Below are 24,200 nucleotides of genomic sequence, written 5' to 3'. Positions count from 1 at the left end.
CAGCCGCCCCAGCCGCAGCTCCCACACCAGCCCCAGCCGCGGTCCCCACATCAGCAGCAGCCGCCGCACCAGCCACAGCAGCCGCATCAGCCCCCGCAGCAGCACACCCGGCCCGTCCCGGCTCAGCCGCCGGGCAACCCCGGCGTCGGCACCCCGGCCCCACCCACGGGTGCCCCCTCGCAGCCGGGCAGCGGTGTGCCCGCCGGCGAGTCGACGGGCCACGTCAAGCTGCCGCCCGGCGCCCCGGTCCAGGTCCCGGCGCCCGGCGCCACACCGGCGCAGCTGGACGCCACCAGGGCCGCCGTCGCCGTCCTGCTGATCGGCCCGGCGGGTGCCGGAAAGACCACCGTGGCGCGCTATTGGGCCGAGCACCGCGCGGTGCCCACGGCCCACATCAGCCTCGACGACGTACGCGAGTGGGTGCGCTCCGGCTTCGCCGACCCGCAGGCGGGCTGGAACGAGAACTCCGAGGCCCAGTACCGCCTCGCCCGCCGCACCTGCGGCTTCGCCGCCCGCAACTTCCTGGCCAACGGCATCTCCTGCATCCTGGACGACGCCGTCTTCCCCGACTGGCCGGTGATCGGGCTCGGCGGCTGGAAACGGCATGTGGGCCCCGGCCTCATCCCGGTGGTGCTGCTGCCCGGCCTCGACATCGTGCTGGAGCGGAACGCGGAGCGGTCGGGCAACAGGCGGCTCGCGGACGAGGAGGTGGCGCATATCCACGGCCGGATGGCGGGCTGGTACAGCTCCGGTCTGCCGATCATCGACAACTCGCGGCAGGACGTGGCCAGCACAGCACAGATGCTCGACAACGTGGTCGCCCGCAGCCTCGCCAGCCCGGTGAGCTGGTAACTGTGCCCAGCGTGGGCGCCCCGTAAGGGGCGCGGGGGAACTGCTCCCCCAAGCTCTTCGAGCAGGGGGTGCCCCCACAACCAGAGAGCACCCGCAGACCGCACACAACCGGCAGGGGCAGCCCTCATCGGACCCCGGGAGGGGGCAGCCCCGGATCTGTCGGTCAGTACCCCGCACGGCCGTGTCCCGGCGGCCGACGGGCCGGGCGCTGCGTACCCTCGGCATATGTCCGAGGTGCATGTGTCCCGCCGTACCCGGCTGCGCGACCGCTGTGCGGCGAGCACCGCCCACGACGGTCCGGCCGACGCAGTGCTGATCTCCCGCCCCGCCAACGTCCGGTATCTCACCGGCCGCGCGGCGCCCGGCAGCGTGCTGCTGCTCGGCCCGGACGGCCAGGACACCCTCGTATCGGCTCCGGGGGAGGGGCCGGCCAACGGCGCCCACCCCGCCGACGACCTGCAAGAGGTCACCCTGGACGTGCCGAGCGGCGCATACGCCGCCGAACCGCACGGAGGCGCACGGAACGACACGGCGGTCGCCGCCGCCGGGCTCGCCGAGAAGAGCGGGGCCGACGCGCTGGCCGTGGAGGAGCACCATCTGACCGTCGCCCGGCACCGCGCGCTGGCCGCCGCCGCGCCCTCGGTACGTCTCGCGGACCTCGGCCTGGCGGTGGAGCAGCAGCGGGTCGTCAAGGACGAGGAGGAGATCTCCGCGCTGCGCATCGCCGCCGAGATCACCGACCAGGCGCTCGGCGAGCTGCTGGAGTCGATTCTGGTGGGCCGTACCGAGCGGCATCTGGCGCTGGAGCTGGAGCGGCGGCTGATCGACCACGGTGCCGAGGGCGCCGCCCTCGCCACCTCCGTCGCCACAGGCCCCAACTCCGGGCTTCCCGGCCACCGGCCCACCGACCGCCGGGTGGAAGAGGGCGATTTCCTCTCCGTACGGCTCGGCGCCCGCTACCGCGGATACGGCTGCCAGATCGGCCGTACGTTCGTCATCGGCACCGCGCCGGAGGCGTGGCAGATCGAGCTGTACGACACCGTCTTCGCCGCTCAGCGGGCCGCGCGGGAGTCGCTGGGGCCCGGCACGGAGTGCCGGGAGGTGGACCGCGCGGCGCGTCAGGTGCTCGGTGCCGCGGGGCACGGCGCCGCGCTGGGGGAGTCGACGGGGCACGGGGTGGGGCTGGAAATCGGTGAGGACCCTCGGCTCTCACCTGAGGCCGTGGGTAAACTGGACGCTTGTGTGCCGGTCACCGTCGAACCGGGGGTCCATCTCCCGGGCCGGGGCGGCGTCCGGATCGACGACACGCTCGTCGTCCGCCCGCAGGCGGACGGCGGACCCGAGCTACTCACCATCACGACCAAGGAGCTGCTCGCCCTCTAGCCCCCGCGGGGGCTCAGCCCACGGGCCGTCGGAGGCGGGTGGCCGCCCTGGTCTCCGCAGCAGTCTCAGGAGATTCCGCGACCGTGGCATCCACGAACGACCTCAAGAACGGCATGGTGCTCAAGCTCGACGGCGACCAGCTCTGGTCCGTTGTCGAGTTCCAGCACGTCAAGCCCGGCAAGGGGCCCGCTTTTGTCCGTACGAAGCTGAAGAACGTCCTCTCCGGCAAGATCGTCGACAAGACGTTCAACGCGGGCACCAAGGTCGACACGGCCACCGTGGACCGACGGGACATGCAGTTCTCGTACATGGACGGCGACTACTTCGTCTTCATGGACATGCAGACCTTCGACCAGCTCCACGTCGACCGCAAGACCGTGGGCGACGCGGCCAACTTCCTGATCGAGGGCTTCGACGCCACGGTCGCGCAGCACGAGGGCGAGGTGCTCTATGTCGAGCTGCCGGCCGCCGTCGAGCTGACCATCAAGCACACCGAGCCGGGCGTCCAGGGCGACCGCTCCACCGGCGGCTCCAAGCCCGCCGAGCTGGAGACCGGCCACAGCATCCAGGTCCCGCTCTTCATCACGACCGGTGAGAAGATCAAGGTCGACACCCGCTCCGGCGAGTACCTCGGCCGGGTGAACAGCTAACCGTGGCCGCACGCAACAAGGCCCGCAAGCGCGCCTTCCAGATCCTCTTCGAGGCCGACCATCGCGGTGCCGACGTACGCACCGTGCTCGCGGACTGGTTGCGGCTCGCCCGTACGGACCCCCGGCAGCCGCCGGTCTCCGAGTACACGATGACGCTCGTCGAGGGCTACGCGGAAAACGCGGCCCGGATCGACGAGCTGCTGTCCACCTACGCGGTGGGCTGGACCCTGGACCGGATGCCCGATGTGGACCGGGGCATCCTGCGGCTGGGCGTCTACGAGCTGCTGTGGGTGGACGAGGTTCCCGACGCGGTGGTCATCGACGAGGCCGTCCAGCTGGCGAAGGAGTTCTCCACCGACGAATCGCCGGGCTTCATCAACGGCCTGCTGGGCCGGCTGAAGGAGCTGAAGCCGACGCTGTTGCGGTAACCCTCGCGCCGGCGCGCAAAGACAGGACGGGGTGCCCCCTCACACCTGGTGTGAGGGGGCACCCCCTTGTCGGGCCGGTGCCGGCGCTCAGACCTCTTCGTGCGAGACGGCCCGCCGCGCGTCCGCGTCCAGGACGCCCCAGCTGATCAGCTGCTCCGTCAGCACGGACGGCGACTGGTCGTAGATGACGGCAAGAGTGCGCAGGTCGTCCTGGCGGATGGAGAGGACCTTGCCGTTGTAGTCCCCGCGCTGCGACTGGATCGTCGCGGCGTACCGCTGGAGCGGGCCCGCCTTCTCGGCCGGCACATGGGCAAGGCGCTCGAGGTCGAGCACCAGCTTCGGCGGCGGCTCCGCGGCCCCGCCAGGAGTGGTTCCCGGCAGCAGCTCCTGCACCGGCACCCCGTAGAAGTCAGCCAGCTCGGCGAGGCGCTGCACGGTCACGGCCCGGTCGCCGCGCTCGTACGAGCCCACCACGACCGCCTTCCAGCGGCCCTGGGACTTCTCCTCGACACCGTGGAGGGAGAGGCCCTGCTGGGTGCGGATGGCGCGGAGCTTGGCTCCGAGCTGTTTGGCGTATTCGCTGGACATATGGCTCCCCGGACGCTGTATCGCTGAGCGGCTGCGCCACGCGGTGTGCTGCGCCGCGCGCCTTTGCGCTTGGTAACTCACTGTGAGGTTACGCAGCGTAATGTGCCGCGTCAAGCCGAGGGGGTCCGAACGGCTGGCCCGGCCCCCGGGCGGGTCCGTGAGCGGGCCCTGGTAGCGTTGAGCAGCGACAAGCCAGACGTCCTTTAAGGCCCGTCCCGTGAGGCGGGGAAGGAGGTCCGTTTTCCATGGACGACAACAGCGCGAACCTGCATCCGGCACGCCCCGTACTGGAGGCGCCGGACATCAAGCGGGTGCTCACCCGCATCGCCCACGAGATCGTCGAACGCGCCAAAGGCGCCGACGACGTGGTACTTCTCGGCATTCCCACCCGCGGCGTCTTCCTCGCCCGGCGGCTGGCCGCCAAGCTTGAGGAGATCACCGGCAGCGCGATCCCGGTCGGTTCGCTCGACATCACGATGTACCGGGACGACCTCCGGCTCGGCCCCGCACGTGCCCTCGCACACACCGAGATCCCGGCCGACGGGGTCGACGGACGGCTCGTCGTCCTCGTCGACGATGTGCTCTACTCCGGCCGCACCATCCGTGCCGCTCTGGATGCCCTGGGTGACATCGGGCGCCCTCGCGCGGTGCAACTCGCCGTTCTCGTGGACCGTGGTCACCGCGAGCTTCCGATCCGCGCCGACTACGTCGGCAAGAACCTGCCCACCTCGCAGCGCGAGACCGTCAAGGTCCAGCTGACCGAGGAGGACGGCCACGACGGCGTACTGCTCGGCGTCCGCTCGACCGAATCCGCCGCGCACACCGAAGGCCCCGAAGACACCGGGGACACCGAAGACACCGGAGACGCAGCGCCCTCGCGGCACGGCACGGCGCCCGCGGGCTAGCCGCGCACCGAACCGTGCCCGCGCGCCCCTCTGGCGCACGCGCTCGGCGCGGGAGCACCGCCGCACGCCCGCGTGCCCGCTCCCAAGGGGCCTGCCCGTACGACCCTGCCCGCACGACCTGCCCGGGCGCACGCCGCCGGGGCGCACACGCTGCCCGAGCGCGGCTTCCCCCAGCCTCCGGCCGGGAGGGGCCACCAGCGCGCGAGCCCTCGCGACGACCTCACATCCCACTCCACGGAAGGCACCAGGCAACAGATGAAGCGTCACCTCATCTCGGCCGCCGACCTCACCCGCGACGACGCCGTCCTCATCCTCGACACCGCCGAGGAGATGGCCCGGTTCGCCGACCGGCCGATCAAGAAACTGCCCACCCTGCGCGGCCGCACCATCGTCAACCTCTTCTTCGAGGACTCCACCCGGACCCGGATCTCCTTCGAAGCCGCGGCCAAGCGGCTGTCAGCGGACGTCATCAACTTCTCGGCCAAGGGCTCCTCGGTCTCCAAGGGCGAGTCCCTCAAGGACACCGCGCTCACCCTGGAGGCGATGGGCGCCGACGGCGTCGTCATCCGGCACGGCGACTCGGGTGCCCCGCACCGGCTGGCGACCTCCGGCTGGATCGGCGGCTCCGTGATCAACGCCGGTGACGGCACCCACGAGCACCCCACCCAGGCGCTGCTGGACGCCTTCACGATGCGCCGCCGGCTGGTCGGCGAGGAGGGCGCGGCGCTCGACGGCAAGCGGATCACGATCGTCGGCGACATCCTGCACAGCCGCGTCGCCCGGTCCAACGTGCATCTGCTCAGCACCCTGGGCGCCCACGTCACCCTCGTCGCACCGCCCACCCTGCTGCCGATCGGCGTGGACAGCTGGCCGTGCGAGGTCTCCTACGACCTGGACGCCGTACTGACCAAGTCCGACGCCGTGATGATGCTGCGCGTCCAGCGCGAGCGGATGAACGCCGCCTTCTTCCCCACCGAGCGCGAGTACGCGCGCCGCTACGGCCTCGACGGCGAGCGCATGGCGCGGATGCCCGAGGACGCCATCGTGATGCACCCCGGGCCGATGAACCGCGGTATGGAGATCACCGCCGAGGTGGCCGACTCGCCCCGCTGCACCGCGGTCGAACAGGTCGCCAACGGCGTCAGCATCCGGATGGCCGTGATGTACCTGCTGCTCGGCGGCTCCGAGCCGGCCCTGTCCCGTGACGACACTGCACGCACCGAGGAGAACAACTGAGATGACTGAGCAGAACAAGACACTGCTGCGCGGTGCCAGGATCCTCGGTGGCGAACCGCAGGACGTCCTGATCGAGGGCGGCACCGTCGCCGAGATCGGCCAGGGGCTCCGGGCGGCGGACGCCGAGGTCGTCGAGACCGGCGGCGCCGTCCTGCTGCCCGGCCTGGTCGACCTGCACACCCACCTGCGCGAGCCCGGCCGTGAGGACTCCGAGACGGTGCTGACCGGCACCCGCGCCGCCGCCAAGGGCGGTTACACCGCCGTGCACGCCATGGCCAACACCTTCCCCGTCGCCGACACCGCCGGTGTGGTCGAGCAGGTGTGGCGGCTCGGCAAGGAGTACGGCTACTGCGACGTACGCCCCGTCGGCGCCGTCACCGTCGGGCTGGAGGGCAAGCAGCTCGCCGAGCTGGGGGCCATGCACGACTCCGCCGCCGAGGTGCGGGTCTTCTCCGACGACGGCAAGTGTGTGGACGACGCGGTGATCATGCGGCGGGCCCTGGAGTATGTGAAGGCGTTCGACGGTGTCGTCGCCCAGCACGCCCAGGAGCCCCGGCTGACGGCTGGTGCGCAGATGAACGAGGGCATCGTCTCCGCCGAGCTGGGCCTGCAGGGGTGGCCGGCGGTCGCCGAGGAGTCGATCATCGCCCGGGACGTGCTGCTCGCCGCGCACGTCGGCTCCCGCGTGCACATCTGCCATCTCTCGACGGCCGGCTCCGTGGAGATCGTCCGCTGGGCCAAGTCCAAGGGCTGGAACGTCACCGCCGAGGTCACCCCGCACCATCTGCTGCTCACCGACGAGCTGGTGCGTTCCTACAACCCCGTCTACAAGGTCAACCCGCCGCTGCGCACCGAGGCCGATGTGATGGCGCTCCGCGAGGCGCTGGCCGACGGCACCATCGACTGCGTCGCCACCGATCACGCCCCGCACCCGCACGAGGACAAGGACTGCGAGTGGGGCGCGGCGGCCATGGGCATGGTCGGCCTGGAGACGGCGCTGTCGGTGGTGCAGCACACCATGGTCGACACCGGGCTGCTGGACTGGGCGCAGGTCGCCGACCGGATGTCCTTCAGGCCCGCCGCCATCGGACGGCTGGAGGGCCACGGCCGCCCCGTCTCACCCGGCGAGCCAGCCAACCTCGTCCTCCTCGACGCGGACTACCGTGGGCAGGTGGACCCCGCAGGCTTCGCCTCCCGCAGCGCCAACACCCCTTACCAGGGCCGTGAGCTGCCAGGACGCGTCACCCACACCTGGCTGCGGGGGCGCCCGACGGTCGTGGACAGCAAACTCGTAGGAGCAGCGGGAGCAGTGTGAGCAGCGTGAGTGCAACAAACCTCCCTCTGATCGGCCTTGCCGCCGAACAGAAGTCACAGCACGTCACCGACTGGGCGGCGCGGATCGGCTGGGTCGTCGGACTCGTCCTGTTCGTCGCGCTGCTGTACTGGCTGATGCGCCAGGGCTGGAAGTGGCGCGGCACCCTGCAGGGCGACCTGCCCGAGCTGCCGCAGGCGCCCGAGCACAGCGGCGAGCCGCTGCTGACGGCAGCCGGCCGCTACCACGGCTCCACCAGCGCGGGCCAGTGGCTCGACCGGATCGTCGCGCACGGCCTGGGCACCCGCAGCCGCGCGGAGCTGACGCTGACCGAGCAGGGCCTCGATGTCGTACGGCCCGCGGCGCAGGACTTCTTCGTCCCTGCGGAGCAGCTGCGCGGCGCCCGGCTCGACACCGGCATCGCGGGCAAGGTCCTCACCGAGGGCGGCCTGCTGATCGTCACCTGGGAGCACGGCGGCCGGCGGCTCGACTCCGGATTCCGCTTCGACCGCTCGGCCGGGCAGGCCGGATGGGTCGAGAAGATCAACGCAATGTGCGGCGACAACGGCGTCGCGGCAATGCAGCAGCACAAGGAAGGCGCATGATGACGACCTCCGCCAGGGGAGCAACCGGAAAGACGGCGGATCCCGCCCTTCTCGTCCTGGAGGACGGCCGCACCTTCCGCGGGCGTGCCTTCGGGGCCGTGGGGGAGACGTTCGGCGAGGCCGTGTTCTCCACCGGCATGACCGGGTACCAGGAGACGCTGACCGACCCCTCCTACCACCGCCAGGTCGTCGTCATGACGGCCCCGCACGTCGGCAACACCGGCGTCAACGACGAGGACCCCGAGTCGGCCCGCATCTGGGTCGCCGGCTATGTCGTACGCGACCCCGCCCGCACCCCCTCCAACTGGCGCGCCACCCGCTCCCTCGACCAGGAGCTGCGCGACCAGGGCGTGGTGGGCATCAGCGGCGTCGACACCCGGGCGCTGACCCGGCATCTGCGCGAGCGCGGCGCCATGCGCGTCGGCATCTTCTCCGGCGAGGCCGCGGCGCGGAGCGAGGCCGAACTGCTCGCCGCCGTCCGGGGCGTGCCCGCCATGAAGGGCGCCGATCTGTGCGGGGAGGTCGCCACTCAGCAGGCGTATGTCGTCCCCGCGATCGGTGAGAAGCGCTTCACCGTGGCCGCCGTCGACCTGGGCATCAAGGGCATGACCCCGCACCGGATGGCCGAGCGCGGCATAGAGGTGCACGTCCTGCCGGCCGGGGCGAGCGTGGAGGACATCTACGCCGTGCGGCCCGACGGGGTCTTCTTCTCCAACGGGCCCGGTGACCCGGCCACCGCCGAGCACCCGGTCGCGCTGATGCGCGCCGTGCTGGAGCGCGGCACCCCGCTGTTCGGGATCTGCTTCGGCAACCAGATCCTCGGCCGCGCCCTGGGGTTCGGCACCTTCAAGCTCAAGTACGGCCACCGCGGCATCAACCAGCCCGTGCAGGACCGTACGACGGGCAAGGTCGAGGTCACCGCGCACAACCACGGCTTCGCCGTGGACGCGCCGCTCGACCGGGTCAGCGACACCCCCTACGGCCGGGCCGAGGTCTCGCACGTCTGCCTGAACGACGACGTGGTCGAGGGGCTGCGGCTGCTCGACAAGCCCGCCTTCAGCGTCCAGTACCACCCCGAAGCGGCAGCCGGCCCGCACGACGCCGCCTACCTCTTCGACCGGTTTGTCGAGCTCATGCGAGACAACAATCAGCACAGCGCAACGCTCATGGAGGACCAGCGTGCCTAAGCGCACCGATATCCAGTCCGTCCTGGTCATCGGCTCAGGTCCGATCGTCATCGGGCAGGCCGCCGAGTTCGACTACTCCGGTACCCAGGCGTGCCGGGTGCTCAAGGCCGAGGGCCTGCGCGTGATCCTGGTCAACTCCAACCCGGCCACGATCATGACCGACCCGGAGATCGCCGACGCCACCTATGTCGAGCCGATCATCCCGGACTTCGTCGAGAAGATCATCGCCAAGGAGCGCCCCGACGCGCTGCTGCCCACCCTCGGTGGCCAGACCGCACTCAACACCGCGATCTCCCTCCACGAGGCCGGCACGCTGGAGAAGTACGGCGTCGAGCTGATCGGCGCCCGGCCCGAGGCCATCCACAAGGGCGAGGACCGCGACCAGTTCAAGGAGGTCGTCGAGGCCGTCCGCCGCAAGACCGGCCACGGCGAGTCCGCACGCTCCTACATCTGCCACTCCATGGACGACGTGCTGCGCGGCGTCGAAGAGCTCGGGGGCTACCCCGTTGTCGTCCGCCCCTCCTTCACCATGGGCGGCGCCGGCTCCGGCTTCGCACACGACGAGGAGGAACTGCGCCGCATCGCCGGGCAGGGCCTGACTCTCTCGCCGACCACCGAGGTGCTCCTGGAGGAGTCCATCCTCGGCTGGAAGGAGTACGAGCTGGAGCTGATGCGGGACAAGCACGACAATGTGGTGGTCGTCTGCTCCATCGAGAACTTCGACCCCATGGGCGTGCACACCGGCGACTCGATCACCGTCGCGCCCGCCATGACGCTCACCGACCGCGAGTACCAGATCCTGCGGGACATCGGCATCGCCGTCATCCGCGAGGTCGGCGTCGACACCGGCGGCTGCAACATCCAGTTCGCCGTCAACCCCGCCGACGGCCGGGTCGTCGTCATCGAGATGAACCCGCGGGTCTCCCGGTCCTCGGCGCTGGCTTCCAAGGCCACCGGGTTCCCCATCGCGAAGATCGCCGCGAAGCTCGCGGTCGGCTACACGCTGGACGAGATCCCCAACGACATCACCGAGGAGACCCCGGCCTCCTTCGAGCCGACGCTCGACTATGTGGTCGTCAAGGCGCCCCGCTTCGCCTTCGAGAAGTTCCCGGCCGCCGACTCCCGGCTCACCACCACCATGAAGTCGGTCGGCGAGGCCATGGCCATCGGCCGCAACTTCACCGAGGCGCTGAACAAGGCGCTGCGTTCGCTGGAGAAGAAGGGCAGCCAGTTCGACTTCGCCACCCCGGTCGCCGGACTCGGCGACAAGGCGGAGCTGCTCGCCGAGGCCGAGCGGCCCACAGACGGCCGGATCAACACCGTCATGGCCGCCATCCGGGCCGGCGCCACCCCGCAGGAGGTCTTCGACGCCACGAAGATCGACCCCTGGTTCGTCGACCAGCTCTTCCTCATCAAGGAGACCGCCGACGAGATCGCCGCCGCCCCCGAGCTGAGCCCCGCGATGTTCGCGGAAGCCAAGCGGCACGGCTTCTCCGACGCGCAGATCGCCGCCATCCGCTCGCTGCGCGAGGATGTGGTGCGCGAGGTACGGCACGCGCTGGGCATCCGCCCCGTCTACAAGACCGTGGACACCTGCGCCGCCGAATTCGCCGCCAGGACGCCGTACTTCTACTCCTCCTACGACGAGGAGACCGAGGTCGCGTCCCGCGAGAAGCCCGCGGTGATCATCCTCGGCTCCGGCCCCAACCGCATCGGCCAGGGCATCGAGTTCGACTACTCCTGCGTCCACGCCTCCTTCGCGCTGGGCGCCGCCGGGTTCGAGACCGTCATGGTCAACTGCAACCCGGAGACCGTCTCCACCGACTACGACACCTCCGACCGGCTCTACTTCGAGCCGCTCACCCTGGAGGACGTACTGGAGATCGTGCACGCCGAGCAGCAGGCGGGCCCCGTCGCCGGTGTCCTGGTCCAGCTCGGCGGCCAGACCCCGCTCGGCCTGGCACAGGCGCTCAAGGACAACGGCGTGCCCATCGTCGGCACCTCACCCGAGGCCATCGAACTGGCCGAGGAGCGCGGCGCTTTCGGCCGGGTGCTCACCGAGGCCGGGCTGCCGGCCCCCAAGTACGGCACCGCCTTCTCCTTCGAGCAGGCCAAGGGCATTGCCGCCGAGATCGGCTACCCGGTCATGGTCCGCCCCTCCTATGTGCTGGGCGGCCGCGGTATGGAGATCGTCTACGACGAGCTGTCGCTGGAGTCCTATCTGCAGCGGCACGCCGGGCTGATCGAGAAGCACCCGGTGCTCATCGACCGCTTCCTGGACGACGCCATCGAGATCGACGTGGACGCGCTCTACGACGGCAACGAGCTCTACCTCGGCGGCGTCATGGAGCACATCGAGGAGGCCGGTATCCACTCCGGCGACTCCGCCTGCGCGCTGCCCCCGATCACCCTCGGCGGCTACGACATCAAGCGGCTGCGCGCCTCCACCGAGGCCATCGCCCGCGGCGTCGGCGTCCAGGGGCTGATCAACATTCAGTTCGCGATGGCGGGCGACATCCTCTACGTACTGGAGGCCAACCCGCGCGCCTCCCGTACGGTGCCCTTCACCTCCAAGGCCACCGCCGTTCCGCTCGCAAAGGCCGCGGCCCGGATCTCGCTGGGCGCCACCATCGCTGAGCTGCGCGCCGAGGGCCTGCTCCCGGCCGAGGGCGACGGCGGCGACCTGCCGCTGGACGCGCCGATCTCCGTCAAGGAGGCGGTCATGCCCTGGAGCAGGTTCCGCGATGTGCAGGGCCGCGGAGTGGACACCGTGCTCGGCCCCGAGATGCGCTCCACCGGCGAGGTCATGGGCATCGACTCGGTCTTCGGCACGGCATACGCCAAGTCGCAGGCCGGGGCCTACGGGGCGCTCCCTGCCAAGGGCCGCGCCTTCGTCTCCGTCGCCAACCGCGACAAGCGTTCGCTGATCTTCCCCGCGCGTGAGCTGGTCGCCATGGGCTTCGAGCTGATGGCCACCTCCGGCACCGCGGAAGTTCTCAAGCGCAACGGGATCAATGCGACGGTGGTCCGCAAACAGAGCCAGGGCCCGGGCCCGAACGGGGAGCCGACCATCGTGCAGCTCATCCACGACGGCGAGGTCGACCTGATCGTCAACACCCCGTACGGCACGGGCGGCCGGCTGGACGGCTACGACATCCGCACCGCGGCCGTCGCCCGCTCGGTGCCGTGCCTGACGACCGTGCAGGCGCTCGCCGCTGCGGTACAGGGCATCGACGCCATGGCCCGCGACGAGGTCAGCGTCCGCTCCCTGCAAGAGCACGCCGAACACCTGGTCGCCGCCCGCAAGAGCTGACCCGCCGCTCGTTTCTTGTGGGGGCGCCCACGCCCGCCGACCGCTGTGCCGGCGGGCGTGGGCCCACCACCACGCACACCCACAGGAACCCATCACCCATGTACGGACTCCTCTTCCGCACCGTCTTCTGCCGCATGGACCCCGAGAAGGCCCACCACCTGGCCTTCTCCTGGATCCGCACGGCAGCCCGCACCCCCGTCCTCCGCACCTTCGCGGCAGCCGCCCTCGCCCCCCGCCGCAAGGAACTCCGCGTCGAAGCCCTGGGCCGCCGTATGCACGGTCCGTTCGGCCTCGCCGCCGGGTTCGACAAGAACGCGGAGGGCGTCGACGGCCTGGCCATGCTCGGCTTCGACCACGTCGAGGTGGGTACCGTCACCGGCAGCGCCCAGCCGGGCAACCCGAAGAAGCGGCTGTTCCGGCTGGTCGAGGACCGGGCGCTGATCAACAGGATGGGCTTCAACAACGAGGGCTCGGCCGCCGTCGCAGCCCGGCTGGCCGCCCGCGAGCCGGTCTTCCGTACGACCGTCGGCGTCAACATCGGCAAGACGAAGACCGTCCCTGAGGCCGAGGCAGTGGCCGACTACGTCACCTCCACCGAGGCACTGGCCCCGCACGCCGACTATCTGGTCGTCAACGTCTCCTCGCCGAACACGCCCGGCCTGCGCAACCTCCAGGCCACCGAACATCTGCGGCCGCTGCTGACCGCCGTACGCGAGGCGGCCGACCGCACGGTCACCTCCCGCCGCGTCCCGCTCCTGGTCAAGATCGCACCCGATCTCGCTGACGAGGACATCGACGCCGTCGCCGACCTGGCCGTCGAGCTGGGACTGGACGGAATCATCGCGACGAACACCACCATCGCCCGCGACGGGCTCGGCCTCAGCTCCGGTCCGGCACTGACCGCCGAGACCGGCGGACTGTCCGGAACGCCGGTCCGCGACCGCTCCCTGGAGGTGCTGCGCCGGCTGTACGCGCGTGTCGGCGACCGGCTCACGCTCGTCGGCGTCGGCGGCATCACCTCAGCCGAGGACGCCTGGCGCCGCATCCTGGCCGGTGCCACGCTCGTGCAGGGCTACACGGCGTTCCTGTACGAGGGCCCCTTCTGGATGCGCCGGATGCACCAGGGGCTCGCCGAGCTGCTGGCGGCCAGCCCGTACGCCACCCTCGCCGAGGCCGTCGGGGCCGAGCACCGTCGGCAGGACGACGGCGAGCAGCGGGACGGCAAGCAGCGGGACGGCGGGGGACCGGACGGCCATCCGCACGACGGCAAGCCGCAGGAGGGCGCCGCATGACAGTCCAGGGGACGACCGAGCAGGACCCGTCCGCACCCGAACCCTTCGGCGCCCGGCTCCGCCGCGCCATGGACGCCCGCGGCCCACTGTGCGTCGGCATCGACCCGCACGCCTCCCTGCTGCGCGACTGGGGGCTGAACGACGACGTGGCGGGCCTGGAGCGGTTCAGCCGCACCGTGGTCGAGGCGCTGGCCGACCGGGTGGCCGTGCTCAAGCCGCAGTCGGCCTTCTTCGAGCGCTTCGGCTCCCGCGGCATCGCGGTGCTGGAGCGGACGGTGGCCGAGGCACGGGCCGCCGGGGCGCTCGTCGTCATGGACGCCAAGCGCGGCGACATCGGCTCGACCATGGGCGCCTATGCCGCGGCCTTCCTCGAACCGGGCAGCCCGCTGTTCTCCGACGCGCTCACCGTCAGCCCCTATCTCGGCTTCGGCGCCCTGGAACCGGCCGTGGCGGCGGCCACCGCGAGCGGCTCCGGGCTCTTCGTGCTGGCGCTCACCTCCAACCCGGAGGGGCAGGAGGTCCAGCGCGCGGTCCGTACGGACGGTACGACGGTTGCGGCTACGGTGCTGCGGCACCTGGCCGACCGGAACGCGGGCGCCGAGCCGCTGGGCTCCTTCGGTGCGGTGGTCGGCGCGACACTGGGCGATCTGTCGGTGTTCGACCTGGCGGTGAACGGCCCACTGCTGGCGCCGGGCATCGGGGCGCAGGGCGCGACCCCCGCCGATCTCCCCGCGGTCTTCGGGGAGGCGGTCCGCAACGTCGTGCCGAGCGTCAGCCGCGGGGTGCTCCGCCACGGGCCCGACACGAACGGACTGCGGAATTCCGCAATCGGATTTGCCGACGAGGTGCGCGGCGCCGTCGGCTGAAGCCGAGCTGAGAGCTGTGATCGCCACTCGGAACCGAAAATTCTGGAAACCCGGGCCGGGGATTCGCACGCCGGGAGCGGGTGAATCCCCGGCCCGGGAGCAGTCGAATCCCATGGCGGGAGCCGGCGGATCCCACGCTGAGAGCAGAAAATGCGCCAGTTATGTCCCGAAAAGTCCGAGTCGACAGAGGCTGACCTGGACTTTTCGTCTGTTCTCGCTGACTCCGGCGCTCACGCCCGCTAGTCTCCGTCGAGAGCACCGCGAACAGGCGCGTTGCTCGTTGCTCCGCAGGTGCGGGCCTACTAGGTTCCTCACCGATCCGTATCCGACAGTTCGACATCCGAGGTGACGTAGGCGTGGCTCTTCCGCCCCTTACCCCTGAACAGCGCGCAGCCGCGCTCGAAAAGGCCGCCGCGGCTCGCCGGGAGCGCGCCGAGGTCAAGAACCGGCTCAAGCACTCCGGCGCGTCTCTGCACGAGGTCATCAAGCAGGGCCAGGAAAACGACGTGATCGGCAAGATGAAGGTCTCCGCGCTCCTGGAGTCCCTGCCCGGCGTCGGCAAGGTCCGCGCCAAGCAGATCATGGAGCGGCTGGGGATCTCCGAGAGCCGGCGGGTCCGCGGTCTCGGCTCCAACCAGATCGCCGCCCTGGAGCGCGAGTTCGGCGGTGCCAACGCCTGAGGTCTCAGGCACTCGCGTTAACCGGGATAATCGCTGCATGAGTTCTGCAGTTCCCCGGGGGGAGACCCCGGCACCCCCGGTCGGCACATCGCGGCTGACCGTGCTCTCCGGCCCTTCCGGGGTCGGCAAGAGCACGGTCGTCGCACATATGCGCAAGGCCCATCCCGAGGTCTGGCTCTCCGTCTCCGCCACCACCCGCAGGCCCCGCCCCGGCGAGCGCCATGGAGTGCAGTACTTCTTCGTGGACGACGAAGAGTTCGACAAGCTGATCGCAAACGGTGAGCTGCTCGAATGGGCCGAGTTCGCGGGCAACCGCTACGGCACCCCCAGGCAGGCGGTGCTGGAGCACCTCGAGCGCGGGGAGCCCGTCCTGCTGGAGATCGACCTGCAGGGCGCCCGGCTCGTCAAGCAGTCCATGCCCGAGGCGCAGCTCGTCTTTCTGGCTCCTCCCAGCTGGGAGGAGCTGGTCAGGCGGCTGACCGGCCGGGGCACCGAGGCGCCGGAGGTCATCGAGCGCCGGCTGGAGGTGGCCCGTACCGAGCTGGCGGCCGAGGCCGAGTTCGACCGGACCTTGGTCAACACCTCCGTCGAGGAGGTCAGCGCCGAGCTGCTAGCCTTGATGCAAATCAACTGACCTTTGGCGTTCAGCGCATGCCCGGGCGCTGGCGAGCATCGAAACACCCATCGGAAGGCAGAGAGTGTCCTCTTCCATCACCACGCCCGAGGGCATCATCAATCCGCCGATTGATGAGCTGCTCGAGGCCACCGACTCCAAGTACAGCCTCGTGATCTACGCCGCCAAGCGCGCGCGCCAGATCAACGCGTACTACTCCCAGCTCGGTGAGGGCCTTCTCGAGTACGTCGGCCCGCTGGTGGACACCCACGTGCACGAGAAGCCGCTCTCCATCGCGCTCCGGGAGATCAACGCCGGTCTCCTCACCTCCGAGCCCGTGGAGGCTCCGCCGGTCGCCCAGTAGCCGGTCGGCACCACTTCCACCAGGGGCCCGGCAGCGCGGCTGCCGGGCCCCTGGTGTGTCATTGAGGCATGACGATGCGTGGCGGACGTGGGGAGACACGAGTGACGCAGCAGCAGGACGCGCAGTCGGCAGTGGCGGCCGGCCGGCCGAAGGTCGTGCTCGGGGTGAGCGGCGGCATCGCCGCCTACAAGGCGTGCGAGCTGGCGCGGCGGCTGACCGAGAGCGGGCACGATGTGCGGGCCGTCCCCACCGACTCGGCGCTGCAGTTCGTCGGGGCCGCCACATGGTCGGCGCTGACCGGTCACCCGGTGGCCACCGAGGTGTGGGAGTCCGTGCACGAGGTGCCGCATGTGCGCATCGGCCAGAGCGCCGACCTCGTCGTCATCGCACCCGCAACGGCCGATCTGCTGGCCAAGGCGGCCCATGGCCTCGCCGACGACCTGCTCACCAATACGCTGCTCACCGCGCGCTGTCCCGTCGTCTTCGCCCCCGCGATGCACACCGAGATGTGGGAGCACCCCGCGACCCAGGAGAACGTCGCCACCCTGCGGCGCCGCGGCGCCCTGGTCATCGAGCCCGCAGTCGGCCGGCTGACCGGCAAGGACACCGGCAAGGGGCGGCTCCCGGACCCCGACGCGATCTTCGATGTCTGCCGCCGGGCGCTGCTGCGGGGCGCGGCGGGCGCCGGGGCCGATCTTTCGGGGCGGCATGTCGTCGTCAGCGCGGGCGGCACCCGCGAACCGCTCGATCCGGTGCGTTTCCTCGGCAACCGCTCCTCCGGCAAGCAGGGCTACGCGCTCGCCCGTACGGCTGCCGCGCGGGGCGCCCGGGTGACGCTCGTCTCCGCGAACAGCGCGCTCCCGGACCCGGCGGGCGTGGACGTCGTACGGGTGGGCAGCGCGCTGGAACTGCGCGAGGCGGTGACGAAGGCGGCTGCCGACGCCGACGCCGTGGTGATGGCCGCAGCGGTCGCCGACTTCCGGCCCGCCGCGTACGCGACCGGAAAGATCAAGAAGAAGGACGACCAGGAGCCGGAGCCACTGGCCCTCGTCCGTAATCCCGACATCCTCGCGGAAATCTCCGCGAACCGCTCAGGGTCCGGCCAGGTGGTGGCCGGTTTCGCGGCCGAGACGGACGACGTACTGGCGCACGGCCGGGCCAAGCTCGCCGCGAAGGGCTGTGACCTGCTGGTTGTCAACGAGGTGGGGGAGAGCAAGACCTTCGGCTCCGAGGAGAACGAGGCCGTCGTGCTGGCCGCCGACGGGAGCGAGACGCCGGTTCCGTACGGCCCCAAGGAGGCCCTCGCGGAGACGGTGTGGGATCTGATCGCCGAGCGCCTTCCGGAGCTACAGGGGCTTGAGGGGCTTCGGGGGCTTCCTGGGGACTGAGCGGTTCGGCGGAATCTCATCTTCCGGGACGCGGCCGGAGGGAATCGGCACTGTGGCCGAGTGGGCCGGAAGTCGCTGAAAGCGGCCGGAACGGCACTCTTGACCAGGCCCTTCGCCGACCGACACGCCCTGACATATCCGGATCTCAGGTAGCCTTCCGGTGCCCCTGGAGTTCGGATTGAGCAGGTCATGGTCGTCTCGTAGTTCGAGAGTCCGTGATTGGATGCCGGTGGAGATGGATAAACTGGCCGCGGACCGTGCTTGGGCGCAGCCCCCGACCGGTCCGCCCCATGCTCAGCCAGCAGCCGCTGCAACCCCAGGGAGCGATGTGTCGCGCCGCTTGTTCACCTCGGAATCTGTGACCGAGGGTCACCCTGACAAGATCGCTGACCAGATCAGCGACACCATCCTCGACGCCCTCCTCAAGGACGACCCGCACTCCCGGGTCGCCGTCGAGACGCTGATCACCACCGGCCTCGTCCACGTGGCCGGAGAGGTGACGACCAAGGCTTACGCCCCGATTTCGACGCTCGTGCGTAACAAGATCCTCGAGATCGGCTACGACTCCTCCAAGAAGGGCTTCGACGGCGCCTCCTGCGGCGTCTCGGAGTCCATCGGTGCCCAGTCGCCCGACATCGCGCAGGGTGTCGACACCGCTTACGAGAAGCGGGTCGAAGGCGACGAAGACGAACTCGACGAGCAGGGCGCCGGCGACCAGGGCCTGATGTTCGGCTACGCCTGCGACGAGACCGCCGAGTACATGCCGCTGCCGATCACCCTCGCGCACCGGCTCTCGGAGCGGCTCTCCGCCGTCCGCAAGAACGGGACCATCCCCTACCTGCGCCCGGACGGAAAGACCCAGGTCACCATCGAGTACAACGGCGACAAGGCCGTGCGCCTCGACACCGTCGTGGTCTCCTCCCAGCACGCCGCGGACATCGACCTGGACTCGCTGCTCGCACCCGACATCCGCGAGTTCGTCGTCGAGCCCGAGCTGAAGGCCCTGGTGGACGAGGGCATCAAGCTGGACACCGAGGGTTACCGGCTGCTGGTCAACCCGACCGGTCGCTTCGAGATCGGCGGCCCGATGGGCGACGCCGGACTCACCGGCCGGAAGATCATCATCGACACCTACGGCGGCATGGCCCGCCACGGCGGCGGTGCCTTCTCCGGCAAGGACCCGTCCAAGGTCGACCGCTCCGCCGCCTACGCCATGCGCTGGGTCGCCAAGAACGTCGTCGCCGCCGGGCTCGCCTCGCGCTGCGAGGTGCAGGTCGCGTACGCGATCGGCAAGGCCGAGCCGGTCGGTCTCTTCGTGGAGACCTTCGGCACCGCCACGGTGGAGGACGAGAAGATCGAGCAGGCCATCTCGGACGTCTTCGACCTCCGTCCGGCTGCGATCATCCGCGACCTCGACCTGCTGCGGCCGATCTATGCGCAGACGGCCGCCTACGGTCACTTCGGCCGCGCGCTGCCCGACTTCACGTGGGAGCGCACGGACCGGGTCGACGCACTGCGCAAGGCGGCCGGGCTCTAGCCTTCCGCCACCGCATCTCCGTCGTTCGACCGGAGGCCCGGCACCCCATGCTGGCGGGGTGCCGGGCCTCCGGCGTGCCCGTTCGGCCGGCCTGCTGCTGCCCGTCCCCCGGTCCGGCCCTGGGCACGGTAATCCCCTCGCCCGGCCGTGGCCGTGGCCCGTAGGGTGAACGAGGACGCGCCCGGTGCGCAGGCGGGGGATCCTTCTCCACCGGAGTCCCGAACTCCTCACGGGTTCGAATCCCGTCGCCGCCTCACCTCGCGTGATGCGGCGTGGCCGAGCGGCCGAAGGCAGTGGCCGGGCAGTACGCCCACTCCCCAGCCGACTCAGAACTCGGGCGCGTCCTTGCCGTAAGGCGGAAGCTGTAAGGGCGCGGCGCGTGACCGGTGGCGGTCACGGGAGCGCGGGGACGGTACGGCCCTCAGTGACGCGCAGCAGATCGAGCTTGCCCGCGTCCGGACTGCCGGCGGCAGCGGTATAGGTGACCATCCGCAGATCCGCGCCCGGGACGATCAGGACGTCGCAGTCGAGCAGGATGTCGCCGATCACCGGATGGCCGATCGTCTTCTGCTCGGTGGCGTGCGGCGTCGGCGTCGCCGTGGCCCAGAGACGGCTGAAGGCATCGGACGCATCGCGCAGCTCCTGCACTAGGCGTTCCAGCCGGACGTCAGCGGGATAGCGGGCGGCGGCGTCCTTGAGATCGGCGACGATCGACGCCGCGAAGGCATCCTCGCCGCGCTCGGACCGGACGGGGGGTAGTGCGCCGCCGCCGAACATGGCACGGGCGAGGTTGCGCAGCTCGGCTGGGACGACGGCGGGGTCGCCGAGCAGGGCGCTCCACAGGGAGTTCCACCACACCAACGTCCAGTCGGCGGTGAAAATCCCGATGGGGATGTCGCCGAGGCGTGCCGCGAGCCGCTGTATGCCAGGCGGTACGTGGGTATTCATCGTTCCGTCCTGCGGCGGCAGCAGATCGGCACTCCGGTAGAGCTGGTCACGCTCGGCGCGGGAGAGCTGAAGTGCGCGCGCCAGGGCGCCGACGACCTGCGCCGAAGGGTGCTTCGCGCGCCCCTGCTCGAGCCGCAGCACGTAGTCGACCGAGAGACCGGCCAACTGCGCCAGCTCCTCGCGGCGCAGCCCCGGGACCCGGCGGCTCGGCAGCACGGGAATGCCTGCGTCGACCGGGGAGAGGCGGTCGCGCCAGGAGCGCAGCAGTGTGGCGAAAGCGGAGCGAGGGGCAGCCATGTCGGCCATTGTCGCCGTCCTGCGGTGATCGAGCCTGGGTACTGACAGTCCTGGTGACGGGGAGGGCACTGGCCGGCGGCGGTGGCAGTGGCGAGCGTGGGCGGTGTTCCGGTCGGCGCCGTCCGCCGGCCGATGAAACCGATCAAGGGGCCTCCCATGCAGTCCACGACCGTCATGACGGGCGCGAGCCGCGGCATCGGCCGCGCTGCCGCCGAGCACATCCTGCGTTCGTCGCCGGACACCCATCTCCTCGTGGTGGCCCGTGCTGCCGTCGGCCCGCGGCTGGCCGCAGAGCTCGGCTCGGGCGGGCGCGCCGTCTCTTACGTACCGGCGGACCTCGGCTCGCTGGCGAGTGTGCGGTCGGCCGCAGCGGAGATCGGTGACCGGCTGGAGCGCGGTGAGCTGCCGCCGCTGCGCGGCTTCGTGGGCAATGCCGGTGTGCAGTACACGGACGCGCTGACCGAGGGGCCCGAGGGGTTCGAGTCCACGTTCACCGTTAACGTGCTGGCCAACCACCTGTTCGTGCGATTGCTCCAGGAGCGATTCGCTGCGCCTGCCCGGATCGTCATCACTTCGAGCGACACCCACTTCGGCGACTTCAGGCACAACATGGGGATGGTGCCGGGGCCTGCCTGGCGGTCTCCGGAAGTCCTCGCCCGCACGGGGGCGTTCCCCAGGCCGCACAGCACGTCGGCCGGGCGCACCGCGTACTCGACGAGCAAGCTTGCCGTTCTCCACCTCGTGCACGAGTACGCACGCCGACTGCCGGCCGGGATCGACGCCGTCGCCTACAACCCGGGGTTCGTCCCCGGCACCGGCCTCGCCCGTAACGCAGGCCCCGCCTCCCGGTTCGCGATGCGGCGCGTCCTGCCGCTGTTGGCCCTCACCCCCTTCGCGACCGGCCGCGATGCAGCCGGCCGGAATCTCGCCGATGTCGCCCTCGGCGGGATCGCAGCGCCCACCGGCTCGTACGTCGACCGCGACCGGACGGCCAGGTCGTCCGAGGAGTCCTACGACCCGCGGCGTGAGCGCGAACTGTGGGAGGCGGTGGAGGAGTTCACTGCGGCGTACGCCGTCTGAGGTCTGCATCCGAGGCCTGCTCCGGTATGGGTTCACTCGTCGGAGTGAGCACTCACTCATTGACGGAGTGAGCACTCACTCCGTACTCTCGGAGCATGAGTGAACCGAAGGCGCGGCGCAGGGCGCCGGCGATGGATCCTGACCAGCGGCGGGCGATGATCGTGTCGGCTGCCCTGCCGCTCGTGGTGGAGTACGGGCCGATGGTGACGACAGCGAAGATCGCGCGGGCCGCCGGGATCGGGGAGGGGACGATCTTCCGGGTCTTCAGCGACAAGGAGGCGCTGCTCGCGGCGTGCATGGAAGAGGCGCTGCGGCCCGACGCCACCATCGCGCATCTGGAGGGCATCTCCCTCGACCAGCCGCTTGCCGCGCGGCTCACCGAGGCGGCCGAGGTGCTGCGGGGCCATATGAACCGGATAGGCGACGTGGCCGGGGCGCTGGCCTCCCTCGGGAAGCTGTCGCGACCGCCCGTCTCCGATGCCGCGGACGTGGAGGAGGGCAATCGCCGGCGCGAAGCCGGACTGGCCGCACCGCGCGCGGCGTTGACCGCGCTGCTGGAGCCGGAGCGTGATCAGCTGCGGCTCTCTCCCGAACGGCTCGCCGACACCTTTCAGTTGATGCTGATGAGCGCTGGACGGCTGGGCGCGCGCGAGCCGTTGCTGGACGCGGAGCTCGTCGACCTCTTTCTGCACGGGGCCGTGGGGCCCGCGGAGAAGGCGGAAGGCGAGGAGGGATGAGTGTGCGCGCCGGGACGGCCGAAGGGCTGGAAGACCCGTACGACGCACTCGGTCGCGCCCGACGGCGCCTGGTGACTCTCGCGCTGCTGGGCTGCGCATTCCTCGCCATGCTCGACGGCACCGTGGTGGGAACGGCGCTGCCGCGCATCGTCGAGCAGACCGGTGGCGGGGAGTCGTGGTACGTCTGGCTCGTCACCGCCTATCTGCTGACCTCCTCGGTGAGCGTGCCCGTCTACGGCCGATTCTCCGACCTGTACGGCCGCCGTCGGCTGCTGCTGGGCGGGTTGGGGTTCTTCCTCGCCGGGTCGCTGGCGTGCGGGCTCGCCGGGACGACCGCCGCGCTGATCGCGGCCCGGGCCGTGCAGGGCCTGGGCGCGGGGGCCCTGCTCACGTTGGGCATGGCCCTCATCCGGGATCTGTATCCGCCCGAGCGCGGCGCGGGCCTGGTGCGGATGCAGACCGTGCTCGCCGCGATGATGGTGCTCGGACTGGTGGGTGGGCCGTTGGTCGGCGGGCTGCTCACCGACCATGCGGACTGGCGCTGGGCGTTCTGGCTCAACCTCCCGCTCGGACTGGCCGCCGCACTCGTCATCGGCTGCGCACTGCCCGAGCGCAGACCCTCCGCGGGGCCGACCGGTTCGCCGGTTGCGGGCGGGCCGCGCCGCGCGCGCGTACCTGGCGGGGCGCGACTGGACGTGCTCGGGATCCTGCTGCTGAGCGCGGGGCTCTCCCTCGTCCTCGTCGGTCTCAGCCTGAAGGGCAACGCTGCGGGGGAGCAGGCGGTGCGGTGGACCGACCCGGTCGTCGCCGGTCCGTTGGCCGGCGGGGCGGCGCTGCTGGCCTTGCTGCTCCCCGTCGAGCGACGGGCCAGAACGCCTGTGCTGCCGCTGCGGCTCTTCGGCCACCGGTCCTACGGGGCGCTGCTGGGAGCGGGCTTCTTCTTCCAGATAGCGGCGCTGCCGGTGGGCATTCTCCTGCCTCTCTACTTCCAGCAGGTGCGGGGCCAATCGGCCACCGTCTCCGGGCTGTTGCTGCTGCCATTGCTCATCGGGATGACCGTGGGCAACCGTGTGACGGCTGTCGCCGTTCTGCGCAGCGGACGAACCAAGCCGGTGCTGCTGGCGGGTGCGGGGCTGCTGGCGCTCGGCTCGGGTTCCTTCTTCGCGCTGGGGGACGGGACCTCGGCGGTGTGGATCGGCCTGTGGCTCCTGTTGGCGGGCCTGGGAACGGGCCCGGCGATGGGCGGGCTGACCATCGCCACCCAGAACAGCGTCCCCCGTGCGGACATGGGAACGGCCACGGCGGGCTCGGCCCTGACCAAGCAGCTCGGCGGTGCTGTCGGACTCGCCGTCGCACAGACGCTGCTGGCCCAGTACGGCGGCCACCACGCGCCCGGCTCCCACAGCCCGGACGGCCCGGGCGGCCTGCACGGCGGGGGTCTGATGCCCGACGCCTCCGCGATCGGTCTGACGGTCGGCTGGACGGGCGTCGTGGGCGGCCTGCTGGCCTTGGCGGTGCTGTGGGTGATGCCGGACGTCGGCGTGCCGAAGCCGGGCGCGGAGAAGCGCGTTGCCGGCGATGGCCGGCCCGCAGCTGGGCTCGCCGGTAAGGCCCAGGGCCGCGGGGGTGGGCCAAGCGACGGTGCGGTCGGCCGCGGAGAGGACGGCGGCGGGTGAGGGAGTGCGAGACGCGGTCGGCCATCGTGTCGGCAGCGGGGCGATGAGAGGGGGGATCACTTTGATGGGGGAGGGGCTGCAGGCGCAGGCGCAGGCGCAGGCGTGGGTGCGCTCTGTCGGGGCCACCCCGCCGGGCCCGGGGGCAGGTCAGCCGGGGGATCGGCGTCGACGGGCGGCAGATGTCGGTGCCGTTTGCGAGACTGAGGCTGTGAGCAGGGGTGATGGCAACGGCGCTGGGGAGCCGCAGCGGCATGCGCCCGAGC

At 71.0% G+C, this 24,200-nt stretch carries 22 protein-coding genes; 20 read left to right on the top strand and 2 right to left on the bottom strand.

Annotation, left to right across the window (positions count from 1 at the left end):
• From ITI46_RS20690 to nusB, 4 genes are all read left to right on the top strand, one after another.
• A partial coding sequence (locus tag ITI46_RS20690; protein ID WP_247746306.1) for an AAA family ATPase occupies positions 1-852 on the top strand: 852 nt, incomplete at its 5' end.
• A gap of 225 nt (positions 853-1,077) precedes the next feature.
• On the top strand, positions 1,078-2,235 hold the full coding sequence (locus tag ITI46_RS20685; RefSeq protein WP_209241174.1) for a M24 family metallopeptidase: 1,158 nt from the start codon (positions 1,078-1,080) through the stop codon (positions 2,233-2,235).
• 83 nt (positions 2,236-2,318) lie between these two features.
• Positions 2,319-2,885: an elongation factor P gene (gene efp / locus ITI46_RS20680; RefSeq protein ID WP_209241173.1), complete on the top strand. Its 567-nt coding sequence runs from the start codon at positions 2,319-2,321 to the stop codon at positions 2,883-2,885.
• A 2-nt stretch (positions 2,886-2,887) separates the two neighbouring features.
• On the top strand, positions 2,888-3,313 hold the full coding sequence (gene nusB / locus ITI46_RS20675; protein WP_209241172.1) for a transcription antitermination factor NusB: 426 nt from the start codon (positions 2,888-2,890) through the stop codon (positions 3,311-3,313).
• Between the two features lie 87 nt (positions 3,314-3,400).
• Here nusB and bldD read toward each other — a convergent pair whose 3' ends face one another.
• Positions 3,401-3,901: a transcriptional regulator BldD gene (gene bldD / locus ITI46_RS20670; protein ID WP_030407913.1), complete on the bottom strand. Its 501-nt coding sequence runs from the start codon at positions 3,899-3,901 to the stop codon at positions 3,401-3,403.
• A gap of 245 nt (positions 3,902-4,146) precedes the next feature.
• Here bldD and pyrR point away from each other — a divergent pair, with 245 nt between their 5' ends.
• From pyrR to metK, 13 genes are all read left to right on the top strand, one after another.
• Positions 4,147-4,806 carry a bifunctional pyr operon transcriptional regulator/uracil phosphoribosyltransferase PyrR gene (gene pyrR / locus ITI46_RS20665; RefSeq protein ID WP_247746305.1) on the top strand — a complete coding sequence of 220 codons (660 nt, stop codon included), beginning with the start codon at positions 4,147-4,149 and terminating at the stop codon, positions 4,804-4,806.
• Positions 4,807-5,061: 255 nt separating this feature from the next.
• A complete protein-coding gene (locus ITI46_RS20660) occupies positions 5,062-6,042 on the top strand; it encodes an aspartate carbamoyltransferase catalytic subunit (RefSeq protein WP_209241171.1) in 981 nt (326 codons plus the stop codon).
• Between the two features lies 1 nt (position 6,043).
• Positions 6,044-7,357 (top strand): dihydroorotase, encoded by a 1,314-nt coding sequence (locus tag ITI46_RS20655; RefSeq protein WP_209241170.1) that lies wholly within the window; start codon positions 6,044-6,046, stop codon positions 7,355-7,357.
• A gap of 5 nt (positions 7,358-7,362) precedes the next feature.
• The gene (locus tag ITI46_RS20650) at positions 7,363-7,959 is read left to right on the top strand and encodes a PH-like domain-containing protein (protein WP_209241169.1); all 597 of its coding nucleotides are present in this window, start codon (positions 7,363-7,365) and stop codon (positions 7,957-7,959) included.
• Entirely contained in the window at positions 7,959-9,146 is a 1,188-nt protein-coding gene (gene carA / locus ITI46_RS20645; protein WP_209241178.1) for a glutamine-hydrolyzing carbamoyl-phosphate synthase small subunit, read from the top strand. Before ITI46_RS20650 ends, carA begins: the two co-directional genes overlap by 1 nt.
• The gene (gene carB, locus ITI46_RS20640) at positions 9,139-12,459 is read left to right on the top strand and encodes a carbamoyl-phosphate synthase large subunit (RefSeq protein WP_209241168.1); all 3,321 of its coding nucleotides are present in this window, start codon (positions 9,139-9,141) and stop codon (positions 12,457-12,459) included. The genes carA and carB overlap by 8 nt, the downstream gene beginning before the upstream one ends.
• Positions 12,460-12,557: 98 nt before the next feature.
• A complete protein-coding gene (locus ITI46_RS20635) occupies positions 12,558-13,751 on the top strand; it encodes a quinone-dependent dihydroorotate dehydrogenase (RefSeq protein ID WP_247746304.1) in 1,194 nt (397 codons plus the stop codon).
• Entirely contained in the window at positions 13,748-14,617 is an 870-nt protein-coding gene (pyrF, locus tag ITI46_RS20630; RefSeq protein ID WP_209241167.1) for an orotidine-5'-phosphate decarboxylase, read from the top strand. The genes ITI46_RS20635 and pyrF overlap by 4 nt, the downstream gene beginning before the upstream one ends.
• 356 nt (positions 14,618-14,973) lie before the next feature.
• Positions 14,974-15,297 carry an integration host factor gene (locus ITI46_RS20625; protein WP_019356158.1) on the top strand — a complete coding sequence of 108 codons (324 nt, stop codon included), beginning with the start codon at positions 14,974-14,976 and terminating at the stop codon, positions 15,295-15,297.
• A gap of 37 nt (positions 15,298-15,334) precedes the next feature.
• Positions 15,335-15,931, top strand: a complete 597-nt coding sequence (gene gmk / locus ITI46_RS20620; protein WP_209241166.1) for a guanylate kinase — start codon at positions 15,335-15,337, stop codon at positions 15,929-15,931.
• Positions 15,932-15,995: 64 nt separating this feature from the next.
• Positions 15,996-16,274, top strand: a complete 279-nt coding sequence (gene rpoZ, locus ITI46_RS20615; protein WP_209241165.1) for a DNA-directed RNA polymerase subunit omega — start codon at positions 15,996-15,998, stop codon at positions 16,272-16,274.
• A gap of 101 nt (positions 16,275-16,375) precedes the next feature.
• The gene (gene coaBC / locus ITI46_RS20610) at positions 16,376-17,662 is read left to right on the top strand and encodes a bifunctional phosphopantothenoylcysteine decarboxylase/phosphopantothenate--cysteine ligase CoaBC (RefSeq protein ID WP_209241164.1); all 1,287 of its coding nucleotides are present in this window, start codon (positions 16,376-16,378) and stop codon (positions 17,660-17,662) included.
• A 328-nt stretch (positions 17,663-17,990) separates the two neighbouring features.
• A complete protein-coding gene (metK, locus tag ITI46_RS20605; protein WP_209241163.1) occupies positions 17,991-19,199 on the top strand; it encodes a methionine adenosyltransferase in 1,209 nt (402 codons plus the stop codon).
• 393 nt (positions 19,200-19,592) lie between these two features.
• On the opposite strand, the gene ITI46_RS20600 is transcribed toward metK, so the two are convergent.
• The gene (locus ITI46_RS20600) at positions 19,593-20,444 is read right to left on the bottom strand and encodes a helix-turn-helix transcriptional regulator (RefSeq protein WP_209241162.1); all 852 of its coding nucleotides are present in this window, start codon (positions 20,442-20,444) and stop codon (positions 19,593-19,595) included.
• Between the two features lie 156 nt (positions 20,445-20,600).
• Here ITI46_RS20600 and ITI46_RS20595 point away from each other — a divergent pair, with 156 nt between their 5' ends.
• The 3 genes from ITI46_RS20595 (at position 20,601) to ITI46_RS20585 (ending at position 23,937) form a co-directional block, all read left to right on the top strand.
• On the top strand, positions 20,601-21,524 hold the full coding sequence (locus tag ITI46_RS20595; protein ID WP_209241161.1) for an SDR family NAD(P)-dependent oxidoreductase: 924 nt from the start codon (positions 20,601-20,603) through the stop codon (positions 21,522-21,524).
• 95 nt (positions 21,525-21,619) lie between these two features.
• Positions 21,620-22,261 (top strand): TetR/AcrR family transcriptional regulator, encoded by a 642-nt coding sequence (locus ITI46_RS20590; protein ID WP_247746303.1) that lies wholly within the window; start codon positions 21,620-21,622, stop codon positions 22,259-22,261.
• On the top strand, positions 22,258-23,937 hold the full coding sequence (locus ITI46_RS20585) for an MFS transporter (protein WP_209241160.1): 1,680 nt from the start codon (positions 22,258-22,260) through the stop codon (positions 23,935-23,937). The genes ITI46_RS20590 and ITI46_RS20585 overlap by 4 nt, the downstream gene beginning before the upstream one ends.
• The last annotated feature ends 263 nt before the right edge of the window (positions 23,938-24,200 follow it).

The organism is Streptomyces oryzae, from assembly GCF_017676365.1.
GTDB classification, from domain to species: Bacteria; Actinomycetota; Actinomycetes; order Streptomycetales; family Streptomycetaceae; genus Streptomyces; species Streptomyces oryzae.
The sequence above is the reverse complement of the archived record's forward strand: the minus strand, read 5'-3'. Positions and strand labels throughout refer to the sequence as shown.

Excerpts from the sequence above, each read along its gene's own strand:
- ITI46_RS20685 (WP_209241174.1), top strand. The coding sequence starts at position 1,078 with ATGTCCGAGGTGCATGTGTCCCGCCGTACCCGGCTGCGCGACCGCTGT.
- bldD (WP_030407913.1), bottom strand. The coding sequence starts at position 3,901 with ATGTCCAGCGAATACGCCAAACAGCTCGGAGCCAAGCTCCGCGCCATC.
- pyrR (WP_247746305.1), top strand. The coding sequence starts at position 4,147 with ATGGACGACAACAGCGCGAACCTGCATCCGGCACGCCCCGTACTGGAG.
- ITI46_RS20660 (WP_209241171.1), top strand. The coding sequence starts at position 5,062 with ATGAAGCGTCACCTCATCTCGGCCGCCGACCTCACCCGCGACGACGCC.
- ITI46_RS20655 (WP_209241170.1), top strand. The coding sequence starts at position 6,044 with ATGACTGAGCAGAACAAGACACTGCTGCGCGGTGCCAGGATCCTCGGT.
- carA (WP_209241178.1), top strand. The coding sequence starts at position 7,959 with ATGACGACCTCCGCCAGGGGAGCAACCGGAAAGACGGCGGATCCCGCC.
- ITI46_RS20635 (WP_247746304.1), top strand. The coding sequence starts at position 12,558 with ATGTACGGACTCCTCTTCCGCACCGTCTTCTGCCGCATGGACCCCGAG.
- pyrF (WP_209241167.1), top strand. The coding sequence starts at position 13,748 with ATGACAGTCCAGGGGACGACCGAGCAGGACCCGTCCGCACCCGAACCC.
- gmk (WP_209241166.1), top strand. The coding sequence starts at position 15,335 with ATGAGTTCTGCAGTTCCCCGGGGGGAGACCCCGGCACCCCCGGTCGGC.
- ITI46_RS20600 (WP_209241162.1), bottom strand. The coding sequence starts at position 20,444 with ATGGCTGCCCCTCGCTCCGCTTTCGCCACACTGCTGCGCTCCTGGCGC.
- ITI46_RS20595 (WP_209241161.1), top strand. The coding sequence starts at position 20,601 with ATGCAGTCCACGACCGTCATGACGGGCGCGAGCCGCGGCATCGGCCGC.
- ITI46_RS20590 (WP_247746303.1), top strand. The coding sequence starts at position 21,620 with ATGAGTGAACCGAAGGCGCGGCGCAGGGCGCCGGCGATGGATCCTGAC.
- ITI46_RS20585 (WP_209241160.1), top strand. The coding sequence starts at position 22,258 with ATGAGTGTGCGCGCCGGGACGGCCGAAGGGCTGGAAGACCCGTACGAC.